This is a genomic window from Burkholderia sp. LFS061 (assembly GCF_047978125.1).
Taxonomy (GTDB): Bacteria; Pseudomonadota; Gammaproteobacteria; order Burkholderiales; family Burkholderiaceae; genus Burkholderia; species Burkholderia pyrrocinia_C.
Genome location: NZ_JBFPFS010000056.1, coordinates 14,709 through 39,941, shown reverse-complemented (window position 1 = coordinate 39,941; position 25,233 = coordinate 14,709). Strand labels below are relative to the sequence as shown.

Below are 25,233 nucleotides of genomic sequence, written 5' to 3'. Positions count from 1 at the left end.
AGCGCGGCCACCGCGGCCGGCAGCGCCCAGCCCGCGAGCGCGGCGAGCCAGCCCCAGCGCGCCGCGGCAAACGGCGCGACGACGCTCGCGAGCACCGCGCCGCCCATGATCGACGTCGAATAGACGCCCATCGCGCCGCCGACGCGTGTCGCGAAATGCGCCTTTACGAAACCGGGCAGCAGCGCCTGCACCATCGCGATCCCGACACCCGCGCAACAGGCGCTCGCGAGCAGCAGCCACGCGTGCTGCGCACCGATGCGCGATACGCAGGCCAGCCCGATCAGCGCGACGCCGAGCCATACGCCGCCCGCGATGCCCGTCACGCGCTGCAGGCGCTGCGCACTCAGCGCACCGAGCCCCATCAGCAGGATCGGGATCGTCGTCAGCAGGCTGGCCGCGCCGTCGCCGATGCCGGTCGCGCGCTGGATCATGTCGAGCAGCGGGCCGACGGCGGCGAGCGCCGGCCGCAGGTTCAGCCCGACGAGCACGATGGCGGCGAGCCGCCATCCGGGGGAAGTGAAGCGATTCATCGACAGGCCCTCGGTATCGGTGCACGGCGTCCGTCCGGGCGCCGTGCGTTTTCATGTAAAGTATCTCGACATCAAGATAAACGCCGATTTATCTCGACGTCAAGATAACTGGTGAGCCGAGGAGGGTTAATGGATCGAGCCGCGCATGCGCTCGCGCAATGGCGCGCGGAGCGTCCGGATCTCGACGCTTCGTCGATGGTCGTGATGGGCCGATTGCAGGAAGCCGCGCTGGTGATCGCGCGCGACCGTCTCAATCCGCTGTTTGCGCGCTACGGGATGCAGCCGGGCGAATTCGACGTGCTCGCGACGCTGCGGCGCGGTGGCGCGCCGTTCGCGCTGACGCCGACGGCGCTGTACGACGCGCTGATGATGTCGTCGGGCGGGATGACCGCGCGCATCGACCGGCTGCAGAAGGCCGGCTGGGTCGAGCGCCGGCCGAACCCGGCCGACGGGCGCGGCACGCTCGTCGCGCTGACGGAAACCGGCCGCGCGCTGATCGACGAAGCAGTCGTCGCGCATATCGACAATCAGCGTGCGCTGCTGGCCGCGTTGTCGGACGCGGAACAGGCGCAGTTGTCGCAATTGCTGGGAAAGTTGCTGGCGGGGCTGGCCGACGGGGCGCCGGAAGGGTCGGAAGGGTCGGGAGGAAAGTAGCGTCGGCGAATGGCGGGCGCGAACGCGCCGAACGGAAGGAAGCGACACCCGCCGCGCAATGCGGCGGGCTGCGCGGATTATCGCGGGCCGCACACGGCGCGCCCGCGTCGCCGGTCAGCTGCGTGCCGGGATATTGAGCCCGCGCGCGACGGCCGGACGCGCGACGAACGCGTCGAGCGCCCGCGCGACGTGCCGGAATTCGCTGAAGCCGACCAGATCGCCCGCTTCGTAGAAGCCGACGAGGTTGCGCACCCACGGGAAGATCGCGATGTCGGCGATCGTGTACGTGTCGCCCATCATCCACTTGCGGTTCGCGAGATGCGCGTCGAGCACGGCGAGCAGGCGCTTCGACTCGTCGACGTAGCGGTCGCGCGGGCGCTTGTCCTCGTAGTCGCGGCCGGCGAACTTGTGGAAGAAGCCGACCTGGCCGAACATCGGGCCGATGCCGCCCATCTGGAACATCACCCACTGGATCGTCTCGTAGCGGCCGGCGAGATCCTTCGGGATCAACTGGCCGGTCTTGTCCGCGAGATAGATCAGGATCGCGCCCGATTCGAACAGCGGCAGCGGCTTGCCGTCGGGGCCGTTCGGATCGATGATCGCCGGGATCTTGTTGTTCGGGTTCAGCGACAGGAACGCGGGCGACAACTGGTCGTTCGTGTCGAAGCGCACGAGGTGCGGCTCGTACGGCAGGCCGGTTTCCTCGAGCATGATCGACACCTTGACGCCGTTCGGTGTCGGCAGCGAGTAGAGCTGGAGACGGTCGGGATGCTGGGCCGGCCACTTTTGCGTGATCGGGAAGGCGGACAGGTCGGGCATGGAAGTTCGCTCGTCGACGAGGTGGGTGATCCGCGCTCCGCCGTGCCGCCGCGCACGCGCACGGTCCGCGGCGCGGTGACGACGCCGGAGCGCGCCGAAAAACGCCCACTGTAGCCGATCCCCGGAATCGATGCAGGCCGCGGCCGGGGTTCGGCGCGGCCGGGCTGAACGATGCGGTCGACGTGCTCTGGTACGGCAGGCCCGCATCGATCATGCCGTAGAGCGCGACAGATGCTTGCGCATGAGTGGTCGGCGCAGGTGCGTCCGGCGCATCGGGTACGACGGTCGCGAACCTGACGCCGGCCGCGATCCACGCGTCGGCGTTTGATGCGGTTCGTTGGATGCTATGATTTTCAGCAGTGTGGCCGCTGCATGCCAATGCGAGATAAATGGCTGATTAATATCATTTTTTATCGGAAATCCGTCACGACTCCCAAAAGGAAAACGCTGTACGGAGTCGAGCTGAAACCTCGCACGATCATTCGCCCCACGGCGGAGGTCAAGGTCTCGACCGAAACCGAGAAAGGCGACGTGCTGCGTGCAGCACGAAAAGTCATTACCGAACACCGGGACGTGCTGATCGCGCTGAAGGACCGCTGATTTGCTGGATCTCGATTACGTCATCACCATTCACGACGAGATCATCCGGGACCTCGGCGGCCTCAGCGGTTTCGCTCATGCCGGCCGAGGCGGCGTCGAGGCCGCTCTCCATCGCGTCGAAAATCATGTTCATTACGAGCCTTGATGACGTGTTCGGTATTGCCGCGACCTATGCCATCGCAATCGCGCGCGGCCATGTGTTCAATGATGCAAACAAGCGCACCGGTCTCACTCGCGCGTTGACGTATATGGAGCGCCAAGGTATCTCGATTCCTCGCCTTGCCGATCTCGAAGACCTCATGGTCGAAGTCGCGGACGGCAGCGTCACGAGCGAGGAACTGGCTGAATATTTCAGTGCGTTCTGGGAATTGTCCCTGTCCCGTTGAAACCCTGCCTCACGCAGCCATTCTCTGCGGCCTTGTCCTGATGACCGCGCGCCGATAACCTGCACGGGCTCGATACATCTTCCGGATATCCGGTCGACGTTGCATTCCTCCCACGAAACGCGCCGGCCGGGCGTTCCCGACTCACCGGCCTGATTCTGCCCCCTCACGCCGACATACGATGTCCTAACACGCTGCATTCAAACTGCCGCAGCACACCTGGCATCCGTTCGGCCTGTTGAATCACAACATCGCAGAAGGGTTTTCGTCAGGGAAAGTCCCGCCCCGCACATCATGGTTTTTTGTTGACCGACATCGTATAACGCCGTCATGATTTCCCGAAAGAAAGGTCCCATCCACCGACCGAAGCGAGGAGACATGAACACAACCACGATCGCGCGCCGTGCCCGCCGGATTGCCGTCGCGCTGGGCTTCACGCTGACGGCGGCAGGGGCCGCGACGGCCGTTGCCGCGCCCGTGTCGCTGAACATCGTCGACGTCGCGGGCAACCTGCAGCTCACGCAGAAGGCCATCGAAGCCTTCAGGGACAAGAACCCGAACCTCGTATCGAACGTCACGTTCACGAATGCGCCGGCGCCGCAGTTGCCGGGCAAGATCAAGGCGATGCAGGCGGCCGGGCGCTCCGACATCGACCTCGTGCTGACGGGCACCGACGCGCTGGCTGCCGGCATCGAACAGAACCTGTGGCAGAAACTGCTGCCCGACGATGCGGCCGCGTTCCCCGGCGTGCTCGACAAATACGCGCCCGGCCCGCGCAAGATGCAGGATCTCGCGCAAGGCTTCGGCCTCGCCGTCACCTACATGCCGGCCGGCCCGCTGCTCGAATACAACCCGGCGAAGGTGAGCAACCCGCCGAAGACGCCCGACCAGCTGCTCGCGTGGTGCAAGGCGCACCCGAACAAGCTGATCTACGCGCGCCCGGCGAACTCGGGCCCCGGCCGCACGTTCCTGATGGGGCTGCCGTACGTGCTCGGCGACAAGAATCCGCAGGACCCGATCAACGGCTGGGACAAGACCTGGGCGTTCCTGAAGGCGTTGAACGACTGCGTCCCGTACTACCCGGGCGGCACGTCGGCCGTGATGAAGGAACTCGGCGAGGGCACCCGCGACATGACCGTGACCGTCACCGGCTGGGATCTCAACCCGCGCGCGCTCGGCATCGTGCCGGCCGAGTTCAGGGTCCAGGCGTTCGACAACATGACGTGGGTCAACGACGCGCACTACATGGTGATCCCGAAGGGCGTGCCGAAGGAAAAGCTCGACGTACTGTTCAAGCTGATGAACTTCCTGCTCGAACCGGCGCAGCAGGCGATGACCTACGACGACGGCTACTTCTATCCGGGCCCGGCGGTGAAGGGCGTGACGCTCGAGATGGCGCCCGCGCACAGCCAGGAGGTGATCCGCAAGTTCGGCCGACCCGAATACGCGAAGCTGCTCGCCGATCGTCCGCACGTACAGCCGCTCAGCGCGCAGGCGATGGTCGCCGCGTTCCAGAAGTGGGATCGCGAGATCGGTTCGCAGAAGTCGAAATGACGCTTGAAACGGCGGGCGCCGCGGCGCCCGCGTTCATGGAGTTCGCGCAATGAAGCACAGTTTCGAACGCTTGCGGCTCGACGGCGTGTCCCGCAGCTTCACCAATGCGGAAGGCGCGCAGGTCGCCGCGCTGGACGGGCTCGACCTCGAGATCCGGCGCGGCGAGTTCATCGCGCTGCTCGGCCCGTCGGGCTGCGGCAAGTCGACCGCGCTGAATTGCATCGCGGGGCTGCAGCCGCTCACGAGCGGCGGCATCTGGCTCGACGACACGCGCATCGACGTGCTGCCGCCCGAGCGCCGCGGCTTCGGGATGGTGTTCCAGAACTACGCGCTGTTTCCGCACATGTCGGTGCTCGACAACGTCGGCTTCGGCCTCAAGATGCGCGGCATGGCGAAGCAGGAAACGCGGCGGCGCGCGCAGCAGGCGCTCGAACTCGTGCAGCTCGTCGGCCATGAAGGCAAGCTGCCCGGGCAGTTGTCGGGCGGGCAGCAGCAGCGCGTCGCGATCGCGCGCGCGATCGTCATCGAGCCGCCGCTCGTGCTGATGGACGAACCGCTGTCGAACCTCGACACGAAGCTGCGCATCGAGATGCGCGCGGAGATTCGCCGCATCCACACGCAGCTCGAACGCGCGACGATCTACGTGACGCACGACCAGGACGAGGCGCTGTCGATGGCCGACCGCATCGTCGTGATGAAGGAGGGCGTCGTGCAGCAGGTCGCGTCGCCGAAGGACGTCTACACGCGCCCGCACAACCTGCATGTCGCGCGCTTCATGGGCTATCGCAACGTGCTGCCGTTCACGCTCGAAGGGATGGCCGGCGACTACGTGAACGTCGCGGCCGGCGGCGTGCGTCTCGCGGGCGTGCCGATGGCCGGCTTCGACGCGAAGGACGTCGTGGTCGCGCTGCGCCCCGACGACATCGAGCGCGCGGACGACGGCGGCGACAACGCGTTCGACGCGACGGTCGAAACGGTCGAGTATGGCGGCCGCGATTCGCTGATCCGCGCGATCGCGCCGTTCGGTTCGATCTGGGCGCGCGTCGCCGGCGAATTCTCGGAAGGCGAACGGTTGCGGCTGCGCGTCGCGCCGTCGCGCACGCTCGTCTATGCGGGAGACGCGGCATGAGCCGCCCGACCGCAGCGCTGTCCCGCCGGGAGGCCGTATGAGCACGCTCGCGGCCGGCACGCCGCGCGACGCGAAGGCCTGGCTCGTCACGCCCGCGCTCGGGTTCATCGTCGCGCTGTTCATCTATCCGTTCGCGTACGGCCTCGTGCTGTCGTTCCAGCCGATGAACGGCGGCGGCGCGCTCGCGAACTACGTGCAGTTCTTCACCGATACCGCGATGTGGCCGACCGTGCTCGTCACGCTGAAGCTCGCGGTGCCGGCCACGCTGCTCAACGTCGGCGTGTCGGTGCCCGTCGCGTTCGCGCTGCGTCGCCATTCGCCGTACCAGAAGTTCGTCACGACGCTGCTGGTGATTCCCGTCACGCTTGGCACGGTGCTCGTCGCCGACGGGATGCTCACGTACTTCGGGCCGAACGGCTGGTTCCCGCAGGCGCTGCAGGGGCTGCACCTGTACACCGACGAAGTGCGCCTCACGCACAACTACTGGGGCGTGCTGCTGTCGCTGATCGTGTCGGGCTTTCCGTTCGCATTCCTGCTGATGCTGTCGTACATCAGCGGCATTCAGGCCGCTTCGGGTTGCGACGCGCAAAGCGCCGGGTCGAGGTCGAGCGCGGCCAGCGTCTGCGCGTCGATGTCGATCCAGCATGCCACCACCATGCGCCCGTCGATCGACACCGGTGCGCCGGCCCGGTGGGCATGCACGCCGATCCGGCGGAACAGCCGCTCGATGCTGCAGAACGTGACCCCGATCAACTGGCGCGCGCCGCGCCGTGCCGCGCACTCCACGGCGGCGGCGAGCATCGGCCGCACCGACCAGGCCAGGCTGCCGGCATCGGCCCCTTCCTCGGGGGTCGCCGCGAAGCGCGACAGCTCCCAGACGTGGGCGGAGCGCGGCGCCGGATGCTCGTCGGCCAGCAGGTGCGGGAACACTTCCTGCAACAGGTAGGGGCGGGTGGTCGGCAGCAGCCGCGCGCAACCGCATATCTCCCCATTCGCATCGCGTCCCAATACGTAGACGGTATCGTCGCGATCGTACTGATCGCGCTCGAATTTTTCGTCTTCGGACGGCAGCTGCCAGCCGAGCTGCTCGACGAACACGCGATAACGGTACGAACCCAGCTCGGCGGCGATATGGGCGGGAAGGCGGCCTGCCTCGTGAACGAAAGTTTGCATCGACCCGACGCTCGCGCGCGCGGCGGCGACGCTCGGCGCGAACCCGTGGCAGCAGTTCCGGCAGATCTACCTGCCGCTGCTCGTGCCGGGGCTCACGATGGCCGCGTGCCTGTCGTTCGTGCAGGCGTTCTCGGTGTTCCCGTCGGCCGTGCTGCTCGGCGCGCCGGCCGGGCCGACGCGCGTGATCTCGATCGCGGCGGCCGAGGCCGCGTTCGAGAGCTACGACTATTCGCTCGCGTCGGCGATCGCGATCGTGATGGGCTTCGTGCAGTTGCTGGTGGTCGCATCGATGCTCGGCGCGCGCCGCTTCTTCTATACGGGGCCGGTGACGGGGGGCAAGGGCTGATGGCGACCGACAATCGTGCCGCGCCGGCCTGGCCGCCGAAGCAGGGTTCGCCCGATGCACGGCCCGTCGATGCGAGGCAGCCGCAAAAGATGAGAAGCAACCTCGCCGGCCGTGCCTGGAAGGCGCTCGTCTGGGGGCTGATGGCGTTCTTCCTGCTGAACGTGATGCTGCTGATCGCGACCGTCGCGGTGAACTCGGTCGCGACGCGCTGGTTCGGCACGCCGCTGCCGCAGGGCTTCACGCTGCGCTGGTATGCGAAGGCGTGGGAGGACTTCCAGCTCGCGAGCGTGCTGTGGGTGACCGTCGAGGTCGTCGGCGCGGTCGTGCTGCTGTCGATCGCGCTCGGCGTGCCGGCCGCCTATGCGCTCGCGCGCGTGCGGTTTCGCGGCAAGCGCTTCGCGCTGCTGGTATTCCTGCTGCCGCTGATGGTGCCGCCCGTCACGTACGGGATTCCGATGGCGACCGTGATGTACAAGGTCGGGCTCGCGGGCACGCTGCCGGGCGTGATCCTCGCGAACCTCGTGCCGGCGCTGCCGTTCGTGATCCTCGTGATGACGCCGTTCATCGAACAGATCGACCCGAATCTCGAAGCCGCCGCGCGCATCTTCGGCGCGAACACGTGGCGCTATTTCCGCTACGTGCTGCTGCCGCTGCTCGTGCCCGGCATGCTTGCGGCGGGGCTGCTCGTGCTGGTGCGCACGATCGGGATGTTCGAGCTGACGTTCTTCACCGCGGGCCCGAGCACGCAGACGCTCGTCGTCGCGCTGTATTACGCGGTGTTCTCGACCGGCGTGCGCGCGCCGCAGTCGATCGACGCGATGGCGATGATCTACATGACCATCACGCTCGTGTGGGTCGTGATCGCACTGCAGTTCGTGAGCCCGACGCAGCTCGTCAGCCGCGTGAAGCAGGAGCGGCAGTAGGCGCGGGCGCGGCAGCGGGCGATCGCGTCCGTGCAATTGGTTACAAATGGATACCGCGAACGACACGCGGACGTTGCAGACTACGCGGCATACCGGTCCGGCGAACGTGTTCCCGCGCGCCACCCGACGCTTACTCGACAACGGATATCCATGAAGTTTCAAACGCTGCTGACACTCGGCTGTGCCTCGACGCTGCTGGCCGCCTGCAACCTGCTCCACGACGGCCCCGGATCGAGCGACGTCGACGCCGCGGTGCGCCGCGCGCTCGAAGCGGAAAACCACGGCGGCCTGAACGCGCTGTTCGGCCAGCCGCTGCCGGTGTCGGCCGATGTCGTGTCGGCGAAGCCCGACGGCGACTGCAAGAAGCTCGGCGATCGCACGTACTCGTGCGACGTCGTCGTCACGTGGCGCAATGCCGATTACTCGCCGTCGCGCGCGAACCTGACCTTCGTGAAGGCCGCCGACGGCTCGTGGCAGACCTCGGGCGTCGACGCGGCGCTCGCGACCGGCACCGCGAAATCGCTGATCGACCAGATCGGCAAGGCGTGGCATGGCGACGCGGCGAGCGGCGCGTCGGCGCCGAAGTGACGCAGCTGCGGACTCCGGTTTGACCATCCGACGATCAGGACATTCGGGCCGTGCAGGCGAGCTTCCCGCCGCGTTGCAGATCGGCGGCCGGTTCCGTTTTAGAATCGGGACCGGATCGCGCCACCACGGCGCGCATTCATCGCGATTCGAATGAGCGAATTTAAGCAAAAGAATGGCGCATTAAAAATCGAATCGAAATTCTGAAAGCAAAACAAAATGCAGCCTTCGCGCGATGACGTTCCCGTGCGGGAAGTGCAATGCCGTCGATAATCCGCGTTTAATCGCCTCCGGCTTGCAGTCGCATTTGATGCAACCTATATATATGACTAATCGCATCATGCCGCATCGGTAGTTCGGCATGCGGCGGGCATGACCAGATATCAAGAATCAAGAAACCGGGTGCGGAAGAGGAACCCAGCATGGGCAATGGCGTGTGTGTCGCCCGAATGTGTTCGGGTACCCGGTTTCCGCATGTATTGCGCGCGCTTGCTCGTGCCGGCCGCCTGTCGTTCGCGCCGATCGTTCGATCCCTTGGCCGGCGCAGCCCGGGATGGACGGCGCCTTCCGTCGGGCCTGAACACGGCCTCGCGGTCCGCCAGCACGCTCGAAGCGCGACGTTGCACCGGACAGTGACGCTGATGGCCTGCGTTGCCGCGATGACAGGCCCCGGCGCCTGCCTTGCGGCAGAGCCCGGCGTGACCGACGGCGCGATCCGCCTAGGGATGGTCAACGCTCAAACGGGCAATTCGGCAGGCCTCGGGCGCGGGCTGCTGGCGGGCGCGCAAGCCGTGTTCGACGGCGTGAACGCGCGCGGCGGCGTGCATGGCAGGAAGATCGACCTCGTGGTCGGCGACGATCGCTACGAGCCCGACAGGACCGTCGACAGCACGCTGGAGATGATCGAACGGGGCAACGTGTTCGCGCTGTTCGGCTATGTCGGCACGCCGACGACCACGGCGGTGCTGCCGATCATCCGGGAGGCCGGCATTCCGCTCGTCGGCCCGTTCACCGGCGCGATGGCGCTGCGCAAGCCGGTCGTGCCGGAGGTATTCAACATCCGCGCCAGCTATGAAGACGAGACCCGCGCGCTGGTCGACCATTTCATCGCGCACGACGGCGCGAAACGGTTCGCGGTGTTCTATCAGGACGACGGCTTCGGGCTCGCGGTGCTGGCGGGCACGCGGCTGGCGCTGCAGCGCCATGGCCTGGAGGTCGTCGCGACCGGCACGTTCCGCCGCGGGACCACGGCGGTCGACACGGGCCTCGCGTCGCTGCTGGACAGCCAGCCGGACGTCGTGGTCATGGCCGGCCCCTATACGCCGATTGCCGCGTTCATCCGCGCGGCACGTCGCGAAGGCCTGAAGGCCCGGCTCGCATCGGTATCGTTCGTCGGCAGCGACGACCTGCTGCGCCTGGTCGGCGACGAAGGGGACGGCACGCTGATCTCGCAGGTCGTGCCGCTTCCCCAGAACGACCGGGACGTGATCCGCGACTGCGTACGGCTGATCGAGCGGCGCTTTCCGGGAGAACACGCGGGCGTGGTGCACATCGAGGGCTGCATCGACGCGAAGATCATGCTGATCGGCCTCGAACGCGCCGGCCCGTCGCCGACCCGGGCGACGCTGAAGCAGGCGCTCGAATCGATCCGGCATCTCGACCTGGGCGGTCTGGTCGCCGATCTGGGCGCGGACAATCACCAGGCGCTGCATGCGGTGTTCCTCTCGAAAATCGCGCACGGCCGCATCGCTCCCGTGGACGCGCCGGCCAGATAACCAGCCGGATGGCCGCGCGCGGGCCGTCCCGATCCCGGAGGCTGCATGGACATCAAGGCCAAGCTTGTCACCGGCACCAGCCTGATGCTGCTGGGCGCGCTGGCGATTTCCGCGACCAGCCTGATCGCGGTGCGCGGCATTGCGTCCGGCGTGCGCACGCTGACGACCGAATCGTTGCCGCTGCAGGTGCGCAGCAACGAACTCCAGCGCGCGTACGCGGAGCTCGCGGTGGATTTCGGCCGGCTCGAGCAGGCGCAGGACGCGTCCGAGCAGGAGCAGGCCACGGCGGAGATCGAAACGCAATTGCAGCGGACTGCCGCTCTCATGGCCGCCGTGCGCGCGATCGACGGGCACGGCGTCGACGCGCCGTCCACCGACCTGCGCACGATGCTGCGGTCGATGAGCGAAGGCGTCGGCCAGCGTCTGCGGGACGAGGCGCGGCTGGGCGCCGAAACCCGTCTGATCGAGCGCATCCAGGCACGGGGCGACGCATTTCTGGGCACGATCCGTGCCGAAACCGAACGGCTGGACAGCCAGGCCAACGCGGCGGTGAGCGACGCGCTGGCGGCCAACGCCGCGTACAACCGGACGATTCACGCGCTCGACCAGGTTCGCATGAACGTCAAGGACATCGTCAGCGTTGCCGATCATGTCGACGCCGCGCCGAGCCGATACCGGCTCGCTCCGCTGCGGGATCGCATGCAGGCGGCCATCGGCGGTGCGCGCAATGCGCTGGCGATCGCAGCGCCGAGCCTCGAGGCCGCCACGACGCAGGACGTCGCGAATGCGCTCGGGCGCGTGGCGGCCGACATCCTCGACGGCAACGACAGCCTTGTCGCGCTGCGCGGCAGGATGTTCGTGGAGCCGTCCGTCGCGACGCGCTACCACGCGAGGGAGGACAAGGTCCTGCAGTCCCTCGATGCGCTGGACACGAAGCTGGCGGAAATCGCCGACCCGTTCGCGCTGCGGATCGTCAAGGCGCGACAGCGTCTCGACGAAACGATCGCGCTCCAGCGGCAGGCGGCCCGGATCAGGTACCTGTCGACCGTCGTCAACGGCGGCATCAAGGAACTGGCGGCCGACCTTCGCATGGTCGCGCAAAGCAAAAGCACGGAACATCTCCAGCGTGCCGACGCCGACGCACGGGAGAATCTCGGCAAGCTCTCCGCCGCCGCGAGCGCGCTGCGCGATGCGCTCGTCGCGAGCGGGCAGCGCGAGTCGAGCCGCGCGCAGGATGTGGTTCCGCTGGCCGCTGAACTGGCTGGATCCGCACGCCGCATCCTCGCGGTGCGGTCGAACATGTTGTCCAACGACGCGAGCATGCAGCGCATCATCGCGGACGTGGAGACGACCGCGAATCGCCTCGCGGCCTATACGGAGCAGGAGGCCGTGCGCGTCGATCTGCAGCAGCGCGGCATCGTGTCGCAGGTCAATCGCGCGGTGACGAGCGCCATCGCGATGATCGTCGCCGTGTCGTATTTGCTCGCGATCGGCAGCCTCGTGATCAGTCATCGCCTCGGCACGTCGATCTCCCGCCCGCTGGGGAATCTGACGCGCACCATGGCCCGCATCCGCAGCGGCAGCGACCTGTCCCTGCGCATGTCCCACAAGGGCCGCGACGAAGTCGCGACCCTGATCGCCGGCTTCAACACGATGCTCGACGAAATCGAACGTCGCGACATCGACCTGCAGGCGGCAATCGCCGCGGCCGAAACCGCGAATTCGGCGAAATCGGAATTTCTCGCGAGGATGAGTCACGAGATCCGCACGCCGATGAACGGCGTGCTGGGCATGACCGAATTGCTGCAACGCACGCGCCTGACGTCGAAGCAGCGCAAGTTCGTCGACACCGTGTATCGATCCGGTCAGACGCTGCTCATCATCATCGACGACATACTCGATTTTTCGAAGATCGAGGCCGGCAAGCTGACGCTGGAGCACATCGATTTCAACCTGCACCAATTGCTCGACGATGTCGTCGCGCTGCTGGAACCCAATGCGCAGCGCAAGGAGCTTGCGCTGCTGTTCCGCAAGGCGGATACCGTGCCGCAATGGATGCGAGGCGACCCGGTCCGGCTGCGCCAGATCCTGACGAACCTGATCGGCAATGCAATCAAGTTCACCGAGCGCGGGCAGGTCGAGCTGGCCGTGTCGTATACGGACGACGGCCGCGTCGTGTTCGCGGTCGCCGACAGCGGCATCGGCATCGCGCCGGACGTGGCCGCGCAGTTGTTCCGGCCGTTCCAGCAGGCCGACAGCTCGACCGCGCGCAAATACGGCGGAACCGGGCTGGGGCTCGTGATTTCCCGCCAGCTGGCCGAGATGATGGGCGGCAAGCTCACGCTCGAATCGACGCCCGGCAAGGGCTCGGTGTTCACCGTGACCGCGCGGCTCGAGCCGGCGTCCGGCGTGGTCGACGTCGCGGCGGGCGCAAGGTCGTCGCTGGCGGGATTGAAGGTGCTGATCGTGGACGACAGCGAGACCGATCGCAGCGTGCTCGTCGAACATGCGATCGAATGGCAGCTGTGCGTCGCGACGGCCATCGGCGGCGACGATGCGCTGTCGCAGTTGCGGGCGGCCGTCGCCGACGGGGCGCCGTTCGATCTGGCCATCGTCGACGTGCGGATGCCGGGCATGGACGGTATCTCGCTCGTGCAGCACATCCGCCACGACCCGTCGCTGCGTGCGCTCAGGATCGTCACGCTGACCGCGTTCGAGATGATGGACAGCATCCAGGTCGCGCGCGAACTCGACATCGACGCCCGGCTGACGAAGCCGCTCCATGGCGCGGAGCTTTATACGGCCATCGCATCGGCGATGCATATGAGGCCGCCGCCGCTGCCTTCGGCCGCGCCGGTGTCCGACGAAGCCGGGGCGGACGCGGCGCTGCCGCCCGACGCCGGATCGGCGCGCGTGCTGCTGGTCGAGGACAACGTGGTCAATCAGCAGATCGCGCTGGCGATGCTGGAGGACACCGGCTATCGGGTGGCCGTGGCCGAAGACGGCCGGCAGGCGCTGAAGATGCTGGCGGACGAAGTGTTCGACGTGGTCCTGATGGATTGCCAGATGCCGCTGCTGGACGGCTTCGAGGCGACGCGGCTGCTGCGTCGGCACGAAGCGGCAGCCGGCGCGCCGCGTCTGCCGGTCATCGCGTTGACGGCCAACGCGCTCAGCGGCGACCGGGAGCGCTGCCTGGCCGCCGGCATGGACGACTACCTGGGAAAACCGTTCCGTCGCGATGCGCTGCTGCAGATGCTCGCGCGCCATGCCCGCGGCGCGGCGTCCGGGCCGGCCGTCGCGAGCGGCGACGCGGGAACCCAAGCCGGCATCGAAGCGGGCACCGAAGCCGGCGGGGCGGCCACCGCCGATCGGGACGGTGATGCCGACGTGATCGACCGCAAGGCGCTCGACGCATTGCGCGCGCTCCAGCGGCCGGGCCGCCCCGATATCCTGACCCGCATCATCGATCAGTTCACGCTCGATGCGCCGCGGCTGATCCGCGACATGCGCGCGGCCGTCGAAGCGGGCGATGCCGATGCGCTGAGGCTGGCCGCCCATACGCTGAAGTCGAGCAGTGCGAACGTCGGCGCGCACGTGCTGTCGGCCCGCTGCAAGGAGATCGAGCAACGGGCGCGCGCCGCCGACGTCGCCGCGGCAGCCGACCTCGTCGCCGGCACGGACGCCGAATTCGGGCACGCGCAGGCCGCATTGACAGCGGAACGCATGGTGGAGGATTGAGCGGGCCGCCGGACGATCGCGGTGGCGATCGCGGCGGGTCGAAAACAGGAGAACGGTCGTGAACGAGGAAAATGTCGATGCACCGGTGATTCTGATCGTCGACGACGATGCGATGACGCGCCTGCTGGTCGTGGAAACCCTCGAGCCGGAGGGTTTTCGCGTCGAGGAAGCGACCGGGCCGCAGGAGGGCATCGACGCGTTCCTGCGTCATCGGCCTGCCGTGGTGCTGCTCGACGTCGAGATGCCCGGCGGCGACGGCTTCGCCTGCTGCCGCCGGCTGCGCGCGCTGCCGGAAGGTCGCCGTGTGCCGATCGTCATGCTCACGGGCAACGACGACGACGCGTCGATCGCCAGTGCCTTCGACGCCGGCGCGACCGATTTCGTCTCCAAGCCGATGCGCTGGAAGCTGCTCGGCTACCGGATCCGCTACCTGCTGCGCGCGGCCGCGACGCTCGAAAAGCTCGCGAGTGCCGAGATCAGCCTGACGCATGCGCAGGCGCTCGCGCATCTGGGCAACTGGGAGTATCAGGCCGGCCGGGCCGACGGCAGCTGGTCGCCGGAGCTGTTCCGGATCCTCGGCCTCGACCCCGAGTGCACGCCGCCGACCTTCGATCGGCTGCTGCAAGCCGTTCCGGTCGACGAGCAGCCGCTTTTGATCCAGTCGTTCACGAGCCTGCGCACCGAGGGCACCCCGTTCTCGCTCGAGCATCGGCTGCTTCACCCGGACGGCACCGAGCGCCACGTGCTGCACCACGCGGAGGCGGGGCGCGACCTGAACCACGCGATCATCCTGCGCGGCATCGTGCAGGACATCACCGAGCGCAAGATGCAGCAGGGGCGCATCGAATACCTCGCCAACCACGATGCGCTGACCGGCCTGCCGAATCGCAACCTGCTGAGCGACCGCATGGAGCAGGCGATGTCGCACGCGCGGCGCACGGGACACCTGATCGCGGTGATGGTGCTCGACCTGGACCGCTTCAAGCACATCAACGACACCTTCGGCCATTCGGTCGGCGACGGCCTGCTGCGAGCCGTCTCGGCCCGGCTCAAGGCAGCCGTGCGCGACGGCGACACGGTCGCGCGGCTCGGCGGCGACGAGTTCGTCGTGATGCTGGTCAACCTGTCGACCGCGACGGATGCGGACGCGGTCGCCCGCAAGGTCCTGAACACCTTCGGCGCGCCGTTCATGCTCGACGGACACGACCTGCACGTGACGACGAGCATCGGCGTCAGCGTTTGTCCGACCGACGGCGCCGACGCGGAGACGCTGCTGAAGACGGCCGACGCCGCGCTGTATTGCGCGAAGGAACGCGGGCGAAACGGCTACAGCTTCTACACGCGCGAGCTGGGCGCCCGCGTGGAAGAACAGGCCGAACTCGAAAACGCGCTGCACGAGGCCGCCGCGAACGGCGAACTGGAGCTGTACTACCAGCCGAAGGTCGATCTCAAGACCGGCCGGATCAGCGGCGTCGAGGCGCTGATTCGCTGGCGCCGCCCCGGCATCGGCGTGATTCCGCCCGACCGCTTCATCCCGATCGCCGAGGAAACCGGGCTGATTCTGCCGATCGGCGAATGGGTGTTGCGCACGGCCTGCGCGCAGGCCGTCGCGTGGCGTCGGGACGGGCATGCGCCGCTACGGATCGCCGTCAACCTGTCGGCACGCCAGTTCCGGCAGCAGAACATGGCCGACGTGGTGCGCAGGACGCTGCGGGATACCGGCCTGGAGCCGGCCTGGCTCGAACTCGAGTTGACCGAAAGCGTGCTGATGCAGGACCGCAACGCGATCGCGCACACGCTGCGCGAACTGAAGGCGCTCGGCGTCGTGCTGTCGCTGGACGACTTCGGCACCGGCTATTCCAGCCTGTCGTACCTGAAGGACCTGCCCATCGATGTCGTCAAGATCGACAAGTCGTTCCTCAGCGACGTCACCACGAGCGCGGAAGGCGCGTCGCTGACGCGCTCGATCATCGCGATGGCGGAGTCGCTGCACATGGAGACGGTGGCCGAGGGCGTGGAGACGGAAGCGCAGCTTTCGTTCCTGAACCGGCACCGCTGCCATGCGATGCAGGGCTATTACTTCAGCCATCCGGTCACCGGGGCGGAAATCGCCGACATGCTCTCCGCCGGCTCGGAGCTTCCCGAGCATTGCCGGCAGCGCGAGCTGCTGCACCGGACGCTGCTGCTGGTCGACCACGACCCGGCCGTCCTGCAGACGCTCAGGCAGGCCCTGGGCCGCGACGGCTACGAGATTCTCGGCACGACCGATCCCGCCGACGCGCTCGACCTGCTCGCGCAACATCGCGTCGGCGTGATCGTGTCGGACTTCCGCATGCCCAGCCTGTCCGGGATCGACCTGTTGCAGCGCGTCAAGGCGCTCTATCCGGACATCGTGCGCATCCTGCTGTCCGGCTATGGCGAAGGGCAGTCGATCGTGGCCGCGCCCGGCGACGGATCGGTCCAGAAGCTCTTGATCAAACCGTGGGATGTCGAGCTGTTGCGCACGCACATTGCCGAGTCGTTCAAGCGATTCGAGCGCAGCACGTTGCACAACCGGATAGGTCCCGACGCCGCCCGCATCGGCATGCGCCCGTCCTCCGTCAGGCCCGTCGAAGCGGCCGACTCCCGCGATCGCGCTTGAGCGACGCTGCGACGCTCGCGCGTCCCGCCCGGTGCCCGGGCGCGAACTGGCGGGCGAAACGACGACGAAAAAAAGGGGAGTGATCACGGCGATCCCCGGCATGCGTCAGGCGATATAGGGAAAACCCTTATCTCGGGATATAATCTCTGGCTGAGAGAAAGGTCGAACCATGCCAGAACGTTTCCAAACCCTTGAAAAGTTTGTGTTTTCCCTCGTCGTGATGTCCGCGGTCGTGTGCTCGGCATTCCTCGCGTACGAGCGTCACCCCGAGATCAAGATCGCGCTGCACGAAGGCGAAGCGCTGATGCGCGAGAGCGCGAAGTATTCGGTCATCTGCTCGCCGTCCAAGGTCGATCCTTGCGTCGAGATGTCCGCCTACTGAAATTAGCGGCGGGCTCGGCGCGCCGAGCGGTGCGCTGCAGTGTTGGCGGCTCGAATTCCTTGAAGTGATGCCCATCGGGCGTTCAGAAACCGGCCGCAGGACAGAGCGGATGCACGAACCCGTCACGTGCCGAGTCGCTGGCGTAAGCAGCCCCCGGATTCAGTCGGCCCCGCTTCGAGCAATCGAGCGGGGCCGTTCTGTTTGCGCGGTTGCAACGTTCGCACGCACCGGCAAGCCTCACACGAGTCGCACGACATGCCGCAGCTCGCCGCCCGCAAACGCGGCGACGTTGTCGACGAGCTGATCGGCGAGCGCCTGCATCGCCTCGTCGCTCGCCCATGCGACGTGCGGCGTCAGGATGAACGCCGGATGCGACAGGATCGCGTGGAACGGATGCGCGGCCGGCAGCGGTTCCTGCGTGACCACATCGAACCCGGCGCCCGCGATCTGCCCCGACTGCAATGCGTCGACGAGCGCGCTTTCGTCCACGAGCCCGCCGCGTGCGGTATTGATCAGCAGCGGCCGGCGCGCCATCCGCGCGAATGCGGCGGCATCGATCAGGTGCCGCGTCGCGGGCGTGAGCGGGCAGTGCAGCGTGATCACGTCGCTGTCGCGCAGCAGCGTGTCGAGCGGCACGTAGTCGTCACCGGCGGCACCGCCGTGCGCCGCGAACAGCACGCGCATGTCGAGCGCACGCGCGATGCCGGCCACCGCGCGCCCGAGCACGCCGTCGCCGACGATCCCGAGCGTCGAGCCGGCCAGGTCGCGGATCGGATGATCGAAGAAGCAGAACTGCCCGCTGTCGAGCCAGCGTCCCGCGCGCACCGCGTCGCGGTAAGCCACGAGACTGCGGCGCAGCGCGAAGATCAGCGCGAACGTATGCTCGGGCACCGTGCGGACCGCATACCCGCGTATGTTGCTCACGACGATCCCGCGCGACGCGCACGCGCCGAGATCGACGATGTCGGTACCGGTCGCGGCGATCGCGATCATTCGCACGCGCCGCGCGCCGGCGAGTGTCGCCGCGTCGAGCCGCACCTTGTTGGTCACGACGATATCGGCGTCGGCAATGCGCGACGCGACTTCGTGCGCGCTCGTCCGTTCGAACGCATGCAATTCGTGCGGAAACGGGAACGGCTTCAGCACGGTTTGCGGCGACAGCGTCGCTCGGTCGAGAAACACGATCTTCGCGGGAGAGGAAACGGAAAACATGGCGGGTCTCGCTGGCAGTGACAAGCGCCCTGCGGGCGCGGAACGGGATCGATTCTGCCGGCGGCGCGCACGGCGCCGCTTGACCGTTGCGCGAGCGCGCTTTCCTGTACGGAAAGGCTGACGCACCGCGCATGAGGTCGCACGCGGCCATCGCACCGGCATGCGCCTTTCCGTTTCGGAAAGGCTGGTTGAGCATCGATCGATTTTCGCAGTGCGCGAACGCCGTCATGATCGCCGTCATCGACAACGCGATTTCATCGGAGACAGCCATGACGCGCCCCCTGGACGGCATCCGCGTGCTGGAACTCGGCCAACTGATCGCCGGGCCGTTCGCGGGCCGGATGCTCGCCGAATTCGGCGCGGACGTGATCAAGATCGAGCCGCCCGGCCTCGGCGACCCGCTGCGCAAATGGCGGCTGCTGCACGACGGCACGTCGGTCTGGTGGGCTGCGCAGTCGCGCAACAAGACCTCGCTCACGCTCGACCTGCGCACGCCCGAAGGGCAGGGCGTCGTGCGCCGGCTCGTCGCCGGGACCGACGTGCTGATCGAGAACTTCCGGCCCGGCACGCTCGAAGGCTGGGGGCTCGGCTGGGACGCGCTGTCCGCGATCAATCCGGGGCTCGTGATGCTGCGCGTGTCGGGCTTCGGGCAAACGGGCCCGTACCGCGACCGTCCCGGCTTCGGCGTGATCGCCGAGGCGATGGGCGGCCTGCGGCACCTGACCGGCGAGCCCGGCCGCACGCCGGTGCGCGTCGGCATCTCGCTCGGCGATTCGCTGTCGGCGCTGCACGGCGTGATCGGCGTGCTGCTCGCGCTGCGGCATCGCGAGCAGCAGGGCGGCAACGGGCAGGTCGTCGACGTCGCGCTGTACGAATCGGTGTTCAACATGATGGAAAGCCTGCTGCCCGAATACTCGGCGTTCGGCGCGGTGCGCGAGGCGGCCGGCAGCAGCCTGCCCGGCATCGCGCCGACCAACGCGTACCGCTGCCGCGACGGCAGGTACGCGCTGATCGCAGGCAACGGCGACAGCATCTTCCGGCGCCTGATGGAGCTGATCGGGCGGCCCGATCTCGGCAGCGATCCCGCGCTCGCGCACAACGACGGCCGCGTCGCGCAGGTCGAGCGCATCGACGCGGCGATCGGCGCGTGGAGCGCGCGCCACGACCTCGACGACGTGCTGGCCGCGCTGAACGAAGCACGCATCCCGTCCGGGCGCATCTACGACGTGGCCGACATCGCGGCCGATCCGCATTACCGCGCGCGCGACATGATCGTCGACGCCGCGCTGCCCGACGGCACGCCCGTGCAGGTGCCGGGCATTGTGCCGAAACTCGGCGCGACGCCCGGGCGTATCGAACGCGCGGCGCCCGCGCTCGGCGCGGATACCGATGCGGTACTCGAATCGATCGGCATCGATGCCGCGACGCGCCGCGACTGGCGCACGCGCGGCGTGATCTGAACCGGCAACAGGAGACAAGAGGCGACATCATGAGCACTCGACACAAACGGCTCTACATCCACGAAGTCGCGACGCGCGACGGTTTCCAGAACGAAGCGGCGTTCGTCGATACCGACGACAAGATCGCGCTCGTCGATGCATTGAGCGCATGCGGCTACGCGAAGATCGAAGTCACGTCGTTCACGTCGCCGAAGGCGATCCCCGCATTGCGCGACGCGGAGGCCGTGATGCACGGCATCGTGCGCGCGCCGGGCGTCGTCTATACGGTGCTCGTGCCGAACGTGCGCGGCGCCGAGCGCGCGCTGTCGTGCGGCGTCGACGAAGTGAACCTCGTGATGTCGATGAGCGAGAGCCACAACCGCGCGAACCTGCGGATGACGCGCGAGCAGTCGTTCGCGCAGCTGCGCGACGTGATCGACGCGGTGCGCGGTTCGGGTGTCGCGATCAACGTGTCGCTGTCGACCGCGATGGGCTGCCCGATGGAAGGCGACGTGTCGGCCGAAGCCGTGCTCGCGTGGATGCAGCGCTTCGCGGATCTCGGCGTGCACGGCTTCACGCTGTGCGACACGACGGGCATGGCGTTTCCGTCGCAGGTGCGCGATCTTTCCGGGCGCGCCCGCGAGCGCTTCGGCGCGCTGCAGCTCACGCTGCATTTTCACAACACGCGCGGGATGGCGCTCGCGAATACGCTCGCGGCGCTCGACGCGGGCATCGACCGCTTCGACGCGTCGCTCGGCGGGCTCGGCGGCTGCCCGTATGCACCGGGCGCGACCGGCAACGCGTGCACCGAGGAACTCGTGCACATGCTCGAACTGGACGGCTACGATACGGGCATCGACCTCGCGTGCGTGCTGGCCGCGTCGGCACGGCTGCCCGCGTTGATCGGGCATGACGTGCCGAGCCAGATCCTGAAGGCCGGGCGCCGCTCGGATCTTCATCCGCCACCGCGCGCCGACGCCGGCGACATGCCTGCGCAGCGCGCATTCTCATGAACAGGAACACAGGAGCGATTCCCATGGCGCTGATCGATCACCTGGACCATCTCGTGCTGACCTGCGTCGATCCCGACCGGACGAAGCATTTCTACACCGAGGTGCTGCAGATGCGGCTCGAAACCTTCGGCGCCGGCCGGCTTGCGTTCCGCTTCGGCAACCAGAAGATCAACCTGCACGTGCGCGGCGCGGAGTTCGAACCGAAAGCGCATGTGCCGGTGCCCGGCGCGCTGGACCTGTGCTTCATCGCGTCGGTGCCGCTCGACGACGTGATCGCGCACCTGAAGCGCGTCGAATGGCCGATCGTCGAAGGGCCCGTCGAACGCACGGGTGCGACGCAGAAGATCCGTTCGGTCTACGTGCGCGACCCCGACCTGAACCTGATCGAGATTTCCGAGTTGATCTGACCGGCCGCGCCGCTTCGGCGTATCGATCGGCTCGATCCGTCCGGGCGCGCGGGCACCGGCACGATGCGCGCGCGGCGTCGCAGTCTTTCGCCGAAAGCGGACAGGCCCGCGCCGCACCCGCCGAATCCGGATAGCCGCACCCGGCCGCGCTGCGGATAATGGTGCTAACGCGTCGGTTCGGCCGACGCCTTCGCAGCGGGCATGACGAACCTGCCCCGCACCTCCGCAACCCGCACCGGACACTCCCCGAATGACGATCCTCTATCGCGGCATGGACCGCGCGGCGCTCGACGCCGCCTACCTGAACACGAAGGCTGTTCCCGATTTCCCGGCATTGCTCGCGTCGTGCCAGGCGCGTAGCGCAGCGCTTTACGACGCGACACCCGGCCGCCGCGACCTGCGTTACGGCGCGCAACCGGCGCAGCGCTTCGACTGGCTGCCGTGCGGGCAGCCCGACGCGCCGCTGTTCGTGTTCATTCATGGCGGCTACTGGCAACACTGCACGAAAGAGGATTTCGCGTACGCGGCGAGCGGGCCGCTCGCGCGCGGCTTCGACGTCGTGCTTGCCGAATACACACTTGCTCCGGTCGCGACGATGACCGACATCGTCGGCGAGATCGGCGCGCTGCTCGACCATCTCGCCAGCGATCCCGACGGCCTCGGCACCGCGCGGCGGCCGATCCACCTGAGCGGCCATTCGGCGGGCGGCCACCTGACTGCCGTGCATCGCGCGCATCCGGCCGTCGTTTCAGCGCTCGCGATCAGCCCGCTCGTCGATCTCGAACCGATCTCGCTGTGCTGCCTGAACGACAAGCTGCAGCTCACCGCGCAGGAGGTCGAAGCGTACAGCCCGCTACGTCACATCGGGCCCGGCGCGCCGACGGTCGTCGCGGTCGGCGACGCCGAACTGCCCGAACTCATCCGGCAAGCACATGAATACGCATCGGCGTGCGAAGCGGCCGGCGAACGGATCGCGCGCACCTGGCTGCCCGGCATGCAGCACTTCGCGGTGCTCGACGATCTCGCGAAGCCGGACGGTGCGATGCTCGCCGCGTTGCAGGCGATCGCGCCGCGCTAGCGCGCGCGATATCGCGCGCGCACGGCCGGGCGTATGATCGGCGTCAGGCCGCCGCGACGATGGCGCGCGCCGTACGGCCTTCCCAGGATCCACGACATGGTGAACCCGCTTCATTTCGATCTGCAGTCGCTGCGCGTGTTCGCGCTCGTCGCCGAACACGGCAGCCTGACGAAGGCGGCCGAACACGGCCAGCTCACGCTGTCCGCGGTCAGCAAGCGCATCGCCGAACTCGAAAGCGTGACCGGCAGCGCACTGTTCGTCCGGCATGCGCGCGGCGTCGAACTGACACCCGCGGGCCGCGCGCTGCTCGACCATGCGGCGAAGGTGATCGAGCAGGTCAACCGGATGGCGCACGAGATGAGCGACTACGTCGCCGGCGTGCGCGGCCATATCCACGTGTGGACCAATACGTCCGCGATCGTCCAGTTCCTGCCCGCCGATCTCGCCGCGTTCCTCACCGACAACCCGGGCATCAAGGTGAGTCTCGAGGAGCGGCTGAGCCACGAGATCGTCGATGCGATCGGGTCCGGCAAGGCCGATCTCGGCGTGTTCGCCGACAACGTGCCGGCGCCTGGCATCGAACGGCGGCTGTACCGGCGCGACGAGCTCGTGCTGCTCGTGCCGCGCGCGCATCGCTTTGCCGCACGCGACAGTATCCGCTTCGCGGATACGCTCGACGAGGATTACGTCGGCTTGAGCGACGGCAGTTCGCTGCTCGCGCGCATGACCGACGCGGCGTTCGCGGCCGAGCGCTCGCTGAAAGTGCGGATCCAGGTATCGAATTTCGACGGCGTGAGCCGGATGATCGAGGCCGGGCTCGGCATCGGCGTGCTGCCGCGCGATGCGGTGACCGGCGAGCGCGCCGCGCGGCTCGGGGTCGTGAAGCTCGACGACGCGTGGGCGACGCGCACGCTGTGGGTCGGCGTCAAGGCCGGCACCGTGCTGACGACCGACATCGCGAAGCTGTTCGATTTCATGTCGGCGCGCTGACTGCGGAAACGGCGACGCACGGGGCACGCCCGCGTGCGTCCCGTGCCGGTCGCCGCATTGCACCACTGGATTACACCGGATTGATTTCGTCCTGGCTGCGCCGCGTGGTCAGCGGCCCGAGCACGCGCAGCGTGACGGCGACGATGCCGAGCGCGACCGAGATCACGCCGAACATCGCGCCCGCGCCGTAGCTGCCGAGCACCGGCAGCAGCACGAACGGCAGCCCGCCGCTGACGATGCGCGACAGCGAATACGTGCTGCCGATCGCCGTCGAGCGCACGCGCGCCGGGAAAATCTCGGCCTGGTACACGTGATACGCGTTGCTGAACACGTTCGACGCGCAGGTCGTCAGCAATCCGAATCCGACGATCAGCGCGGTATTGCCCGAGTACGCGAAGCACAGCCCGAATACGGCGATCGACAGGATCGACGCGATCACGAGCGTGCGGCGTTCGATCCAGTTGAGCAGCGGGATCGACAGCAGCGAGCCGATCGGATAGCCGACGAACGACAGTGCGATGAACAGCGTGCTGTCCGTCACGTCGAAGCCGCGGCTCTTCACGACCGTGCCGGCCAGCGTGCCGAAGCCGTAATAGCCGAAGCACTGGAACAGGTGAAAGATCGCGAGCATCAGGTAGCGCGCGCCGTAGGGCTCGCGACGCAGCAGCGCGATGCGCTCGCCGAGCCCGAGCGGCCGTTGCGGTTCGGCCGATTCCGCGAAGTGCTCGGGCACCCGCACGCCGGTGCCTTCCGCGAAGCGCCGCAGCGCCGCGTGCGCGTCGGCGGTGCGGCCTTGCGCGAGCAGCCAGCGCGGGCTCTCCGGCAGGCGGTGCTGGACGAACAGCACGTACACGGCGCCGAGGCTGCCGATCGCGAGGATGATGCGCCAGCCGGCCACGCCGGCCACATGCAGCGGGTTCAGCCACAGCGCGAGGAAGCCGACGAGCGGCACCGCGACATAGGAAGTCGTATAGGCCCACGCGGCGAGCCGCCCGCGCTTTTCCTTCGGCAGGATTTCGGACAGGAAGCTGTCGGCGACCGGATAGATCGCGCCGACGCCGATGCCGGTCAGGAAGCGGCACGCGACGAGCATGTCGGCATTCACCGAGAACGCGCCGACCAGCGAGAACGCGCTGTACCACACGAGCGTCAGCAGGAACGCCTTGCGCCGGCCGATGCGGTCGGCGAGGCTGCCGAGGCACATCGCGCCGACGAACATCCCGATGAATGCCGATGCCAGCAGCAGCTTGAAATCGGTGCTCTGCCGGCTCAACCCGTATTCGTTCTGCAACGCGGAGCCGATCGTGCTGACGAGGAAGATCTCGTACATGTCGAAGAACAGCCCGATGCCGATCACCCACACGACGAACCGGTGCAACGCACCGACCGGCAGGTCGTCCATGAAATCGCCGAGCGTGACGCGGCGCGCGGGGAGGGCCGTCGCATCGGCGCCGACGCCGGCGGAAGCGGCCGGCGGTCGTGCGGACGCGGGGCCGCCCGCGTTGCCGCCCAGATCGAGGGATTGGCTGTTCATCGTGTCTCCTGATTATCGATATGCCGCGGCGCACGGCCCGGCCGTTCGCGTCCGGCATGATGCGTCCGGCCGCACGATATGGCGGCACGCACCGCAACGCCCGTGAAAGGGCCGGCTGCGCGGGCTGCACCGATCGTCCGACACATGGTGGGCGACTCGGCGGCACGCGATAATTGCGGATGTTTCAAGCGTCCTTTCCCGCTCGGAAAGGGTACGAACGCGCGGCGGGCGTCATTCGCGGGGGAAGGCCGCCGCGGCCTGCGCGGCGCGCGGTTGCGCACCGGATCCGGTTCGCTCCCGTGCAACCGGGCGGGCCGGGAAAACCATG

The 25,233-nt window shown here is 67.8% G+C and carries 22 protein-coding genes and 2 pseudogenes; 19 read left to right on the top strand and 5 right to left on the bottom strand.

The genetic code is table 11. From position 1 onward, the window contains the following. A partial coding sequence (locus ACNQQL_RS31795) for an MFS transporter (protein ID WP_347068214.1) occupies window positions 1-530 on the bottom strand: 530 nt, incomplete at its 3' end. A 129-nt stretch (window positions 531-659) separates the two neighbouring features. Between ACNQQL_RS31795 and ACNQQL_RS31790 the strand changes: the two genes are divergently transcribed. Further along, the gene (locus ACNQQL_RS31790; protein ID WP_347068212.1) at window positions 660-1,184 is read left to right on the top strand and encodes a MarR family transcriptional regulator; all 525 of its coding nucleotides are present in this window, start codon (window positions 660-662) and stop codon (window positions 1,182-1,184) included. A 114-nt stretch (window positions 1,185-1,298) separates the two neighbouring features. Here ACNQQL_RS31790 and ACNQQL_RS31785 read toward each other — a convergent pair whose 3' ends face one another. Continuing rightward, complete coding sequence (locus ACNQQL_RS31785) at window positions 1,299-2,003, bottom strand: glutathione S-transferase N-terminal domain-containing protein (protein ID WP_072441031.1); 705 nt, start codon at window positions 2,001-2,003, stop codon at window positions 1,299-1,301. 372 nt (window positions 2,004-2,375) lie between these two features. Here ACNQQL_RS31785 and ACNQQL_RS31780 point away from each other — a divergent pair, with 372 nt between their 5' ends. The 6 genes and pseudogenes from ACNQQL_RS31780 to ACNQQL_RS31755 form a co-directional block, all read left to right on the top strand. Continuing rightward, a complete protein-coding gene (locus ACNQQL_RS31780; RefSeq protein ID WP_347068210.1) occupies window positions 2,376-2,603 on the top strand; it encodes a hypothetical protein in 228 nt (75 codons plus the stop codon). 1 nt (window position 2,604) lies between these two features. After that, the gene (locus tag ACNQQL_RS31775; RefSeq protein ID WP_347068208.1) at window positions 2,605-2,748 is read left to right on the top strand and encodes a hypothetical protein; all 144 of its coding nucleotides are present in this window, start codon (window positions 2,605-2,607) and stop codon (window positions 2,746-2,748) included. Further along, entirely contained in the window at window positions 2,729-2,989 is a 261-nt protein-coding gene (locus tag ACNQQL_RS31770) for a type II toxin-antitoxin system death-on-curing family toxin (protein WP_347068206.1), read from the top strand. Before ACNQQL_RS31775 ends, ACNQQL_RS31770 begins: the two co-directional genes overlap by 20 nt. A 375-nt stretch (window positions 2,990-3,364) precedes the next feature. Then, a complete protein-coding gene (locus tag ACNQQL_RS31765) occupies window positions 3,365-4,540 on the top strand; it encodes an ABC transporter substrate-binding protein (RefSeq protein ID WP_204423323.1) in 1,176 nt (391 codons plus the stop codon). A 49-nt stretch (window positions 4,541-4,589) separates the two neighbouring features. Further along, the gene (locus tag ACNQQL_RS31760) at window positions 4,590-5,669 is read left to right on the top strand and encodes an ABC transporter ATP-binding protein (RefSeq protein WP_347068203.1); all 1,080 of its coding nucleotides are present in this window, start codon (window positions 4,590-4,592) and stop codon (window positions 5,667-5,669) included. A gap of 37 nt (window positions 5,670-5,706) precedes the next feature. Beyond that, window positions 5,707-6,270: pseudogene (locus tag ACNQQL_RS31755) on the top strand (ABC transporter permease); the annotation flags it as partial. On the opposite strand, the gene ACNQQL_RS31750 reads toward ACNQQL_RS31755, so the two are convergent. Beyond that, complete coding sequence (locus ACNQQL_RS31750) at window positions 6,231-6,842, bottom strand: acyl-homoserine-lactone synthase (RefSeq protein WP_015877501.1); 612 nt, start codon at window positions 6,840-6,842, stop codon at window positions 6,231-6,233. The pseudogene ACNQQL_RS31755 and the gene ACNQQL_RS31750 sit on opposite strands and share 40 nt — an antisense overlap. On the opposite strand from ACNQQL_RS31750, the pseudogene ACNQQL_RS31745 reads away from it, so the two are divergent. The 7 genes and pseudogenes from ACNQQL_RS31745 to ACNQQL_RS31715 all read left to right on the top strand — a co-directional run. After that, window positions 6,841-7,188: pseudogene (locus tag ACNQQL_RS31745) on the top strand (ABC transporter permease subunit); the annotation flags it as partial. The gene ACNQQL_RS31750 and the pseudogene ACNQQL_RS31745 sit on opposite strands and share 2 nt — an antisense overlap. Then, window positions 7,188-8,111 (top strand): ABC transporter permease, encoded by a 924-nt coding sequence (locus ACNQQL_RS31740; RefSeq protein ID WP_347068200.1) that lies wholly within the window; start codon window positions 7,188-7,190, stop codon window positions 8,109-8,111. The pseudogene ACNQQL_RS31745 and the gene ACNQQL_RS31740, both read left to right, overlap by 1 nt. Before the next feature lie 150 nt (window positions 8,112-8,261). Next, on the top strand, window positions 8,262-8,699 hold the full coding sequence (locus tag ACNQQL_RS31735; RefSeq protein ID WP_347068198.1) for a hypothetical protein: 438 nt from the start codon (window positions 8,262-8,264) through the stop codon (window positions 8,697-8,699). A gap of 638 nt (window positions 8,700-9,337) precedes the next feature. After that, the gene (locus tag ACNQQL_RS31730; RefSeq protein ID WP_347068196.1) at window positions 9,338-10,471 is read left to right on the top strand and encodes an ABC transporter substrate-binding protein; all 1,134 of its coding nucleotides are present in this window, start codon (window positions 9,338-9,340) and stop codon (window positions 10,469-10,471) included. Between the two features lie 45 nt (window positions 10,472-10,516). After that, a complete protein-coding gene (locus ACNQQL_RS31725; protein WP_347068194.1) occupies window positions 10,517-14,209 on the top strand; it encodes a response regulator in 3,693 nt (1,230 codons plus the stop codon). 58 nt (window positions 14,210-14,267) lie between these two features. Next, window positions 14,268-16,850, top strand: a complete 2,583-nt coding sequence (locus ACNQQL_RS31720; protein WP_347068192.1) for an EAL domain-containing protein — start codon at window positions 14,268-14,270, stop codon at window positions 16,848-16,850. 169 nt (window positions 16,851-17,019) lie between these two features. Continuing rightward, on the top strand, window positions 17,020-17,232 hold the full coding sequence (locus ACNQQL_RS31715; RefSeq protein WP_006497261.1) for a hypothetical protein: 213 nt from the start codon (window positions 17,020-17,022) through the stop codon (window positions 17,230-17,232). A gap of 237 nt (window positions 17,233-17,469) precedes the next feature. On the opposite strand, the gene ACNQQL_RS31710 is transcribed toward ACNQQL_RS31715, so the two are convergent. Further along, window positions 17,470-18,444, bottom strand: coding sequence for a D-2-hydroxyacid dehydrogenase (locus ACNQQL_RS31710; RefSeq protein ID WP_347068190.1), 975 nt, complete (start codon window positions 18,442-18,444; stop codon window positions 17,470-17,472). Between the two features lie 269 nt (window positions 18,445-18,713). Here ACNQQL_RS31710 and ACNQQL_RS31705 point away from each other — a divergent pair, with 269 nt between their 5' ends. The 5 genes from ACNQQL_RS31705 to ACNQQL_RS31685 all read left to right on the top strand — a co-directional run bounded on the left by ACNQQL_RS31705 (window position 18,714) and on the right by ACNQQL_RS31685 (window position 23,371). Further along, entirely contained in the window at window positions 18,714-19,904 is a 1,191-nt protein-coding gene (locus ACNQQL_RS31705) for a CaiB/BaiF CoA-transferase family protein (RefSeq protein WP_347068188.1), read from the top strand. 29 nt (window positions 19,905-19,933) lie between these two features. Continuing rightward, the gene (locus tag ACNQQL_RS31700; protein ID WP_347068186.1) at window positions 19,934-20,896 is read left to right on the top strand and encodes a hydroxymethylglutaryl-CoA lyase; all 963 of its coding nucleotides are present in this window, start codon (window positions 19,934-19,936) and stop codon (window positions 20,894-20,896) included. A 23-nt stretch (window positions 20,897-20,919) separates the two neighbouring features. Next, the gene (locus tag ACNQQL_RS31695; RefSeq protein WP_347068184.1) at window positions 20,920-21,303 is read left to right on the top strand and encodes a VOC family protein; all 384 of its coding nucleotides are present in this window, start codon (window positions 20,920-20,922) and stop codon (window positions 21,301-21,303) included. Between the two features lie 250 nt (window positions 21,304-21,553). Further along, window positions 21,554-22,381, top strand: coding sequence for an alpha/beta hydrolase (locus ACNQQL_RS31690; RefSeq protein WP_072441075.1), 828 nt, complete (start codon window positions 21,554-21,556; stop codon window positions 22,379-22,381). 96 nt (window positions 22,382-22,477) lie between these two features. Further along, window positions 22,478-23,371: a LysR family transcriptional regulator gene (locus ACNQQL_RS31685; RefSeq protein WP_347068181.1), complete on the top strand. Its 894-nt coding sequence runs from the start codon at window positions 22,478-22,480 to the stop codon at window positions 23,369-23,371. Window positions 23,372-23,441: 70 nt separating this feature from the next. On the opposite strand, the gene ACNQQL_RS31680 is transcribed toward ACNQQL_RS31685, so the two are convergent. Further along, window positions 23,442-24,905, bottom strand: coding sequence for an MFS transporter (locus tag ACNQQL_RS31680; protein WP_347068179.1), 1,464 nt, complete (start codon window positions 24,903-24,905; stop codon window positions 23,442-23,444). Window positions 24,906-25,233: the final 328 nt, after the last annotated feature.

Bases quoted from the DNA above. Each gene is read 5' to 3' on its own strand.
- ACNQQL_RS31685 (WP_347068181.1), top strand. From the start codon at position 22,478: ATGGTGAACCCGCTTCATTTCGATCTGCAGTCGCTGCGCGTGTTCGCG.
- ACNQQL_RS31680 (WP_347068179.1), bottom strand. From the start codon at position 24,905: ATGAACAGCCAATCCCTCGATCTGGGCGGCAACGCGGGCGGCCCCGCG.
- ACNQQL_RS31735 (WP_347068198.1), top strand. From the start codon at position 8,262: ATGAAGTTTCAAACGCTGCTGACACTCGGCTGTGCCTCGACGCTGCTG.
- ACNQQL_RS31740 (WP_347068200.1), top strand. From the start codon at position 7,188: ATGGCGACCGACAATCGTGCCGCGCCGGCCTGGCCGCCGAAGCAGGGT.
- ACNQQL_RS31710 (WP_347068190.1), bottom strand. From the start codon at position 18,444: ATGTTTTCCGTTTCCTCTCCCGCGAAGATCGTGTTTCTCGACCGAGCG.
- ACNQQL_RS31750 (WP_015877501.1), bottom strand. From the start codon at position 6,842: ATGCAAACTTTCGTTCACGAGGCAGGCCGCCTTCCCGCCCATATCGCC.
- ACNQQL_RS31695 (WP_347068184.1), top strand. From the start codon at position 20,920: ATGGCGCTGATCGATCACCTGGACCATCTCGTGCTGACCTGCGTCGAT.
- ACNQQL_RS31785 (WP_072441031.1), bottom strand. From the start codon at position 2,003: ATGCCCGACCTGTCCGCCTTCCCGATCACGCAAAAGTGGCCGGCCCAG.
- ACNQQL_RS31705 (WP_347068188.1), top strand. From the start codon at position 18,714: ATGACGCGCCCCCTGGACGGCATCCGCGTGCTGGAACTCGGCCAACTG.
- ACNQQL_RS31725 (WP_347068194.1), top strand. From the start codon at position 10,517: ATGGACATCAAGGCCAAGCTTGTCACCGGCACCAGCCTGATGCTGCTG.
- ACNQQL_RS31760 (WP_347068203.1), top strand. From the start codon at position 4,590: ATGAAGCACAGTTTCGAACGCTTGCGGCTCGACGGCGTGTCCCGCAGC.
- ACNQQL_RS31700 (WP_347068186.1), top strand. From the start codon at position 19,934: ATGAGCACTCGACACAAACGGCTCTACATCCACGAAGTCGCGACGCGC.
- ACNQQL_RS31690 (WP_072441075.1), top strand. From the start codon at position 21,554: ATGACGATCCTCTATCGCGGCATGGACCGCGCGGCGCTCGACGCCGCC.
- ACNQQL_RS31770 (WP_347068206.1), top strand. From the start codon at position 2,729: ATGTTCATTACGAGCCTTGATGACGTGTTCGGTATTGCCGCGACCTAT.
- ACNQQL_RS31780 (WP_347068210.1), top strand. From the start codon at position 2,376: ATGCCAATGCGAGATAAATGGCTGATTAATATCATTTTTTATCGGAAA.
- ACNQQL_RS31730 (WP_347068196.1), top strand. From the start codon at position 9,338: ATGGCCTGCGTTGCCGCGATGACAGGCCCCGGCGCCTGCCTTGCGGCA.
- ACNQQL_RS31790 (WP_347068212.1), top strand. From the start codon at position 660: ATGGATCGAGCCGCGCATGCGCTCGCGCAATGGCGCGCGGAGCGTCCG.
- ACNQQL_RS31715 (WP_006497261.1), top strand. From the start codon at position 17,020: ATGCCAGAACGTTTCCAAACCCTTGAAAAGTTTGTGTTTTCCCTCGTC.
- ACNQQL_RS31765 (WP_204423323.1), top strand. From the start codon at position 3,365: ATGAACACAACCACGATCGCGCGCCGTGCCCGCCGGATTGCCGTCGCG.